Annotated in this window: 1 protein-coding gene and 1 pseudogene; one reads left to right on the forward strand and one right to left on the reverse strand. The window is 44.1% G+C overall.

All coding sequences use genetic code 11. The annotated features are described in order from the left end of the window. A pseudogene (locus tag KIV40_RS28785) lies at nucleotides 1–197 on the reverse strand (adenosine deaminase); the annotation flags it as partial. 124 nt (nucleotides 198–321) lie between these two features. Here KIV40_RS28785 and KIV40_RS28790 point away from each other — a divergent pair. After that, the coding region (locus KIV40_RS28790) for a LysR family transcriptional regulator (RefSeq protein WP_285352642.1) at nucleotides 322–664 on the forward strand (343 nt) is incomplete at its 3' end.

Here is a 664-nt window from a genome sequence, read left to right on the forward strand (position 1 = left end):
AGTGGCAGAGAGAAACACGCTAGGTACTCGTCTAGGTTCTTACAGTCTTCTGGCACAGTAAGAGATTCAACGACTGCATCACGGTCTGCAGGAAGCTCGATACCGTATTGCTTCGCAAGATCAATGATGGTGTCTGGACGAACGCTTCCGTCTAGGTGGCAGTGAAGATCAATCTTAGGGAGTGCTAGAAAGTTCATGAGTATTCCTTAGTTCTATTATTCTTGAGTAGTTAACTCATAGGTATATGGGTTTAAATTACCAACTTCATGATATGATTGAAAGTGACATAAAATCATTTTTGATGTGAATCTGAGGAATATCATGGTTGATGTGAAGCGATTACTGAAATGCGATATGAATCTTTTGCTCTGCTTGCACGTTTTACTCGAAGAACGCAGTGTAAGCAAGACCGCACAGCGAATGTTTTTGAGCCAATCAGCGGTGAGCAAACAGCTGACAAAACTACGGACTCTGTTTGACGACCCGTTATTTGAACGTGAGTCGAAAGGTCTGTTTCCGACGCCGAAAGCACTCGAAATTGCGCCGAAGATCCACCAAATCTTGCTTCAAGTGGAACAGCTCACTGTTCCGGAAGACTTTGACCCACTCGGCAGTGAACGCATATTTAACATCGACTTGGTCGAAACTGCCTATACCGCCATCT

It is taken from the genome of Vibrio sp. D173a (assembly GCF_030248475.1).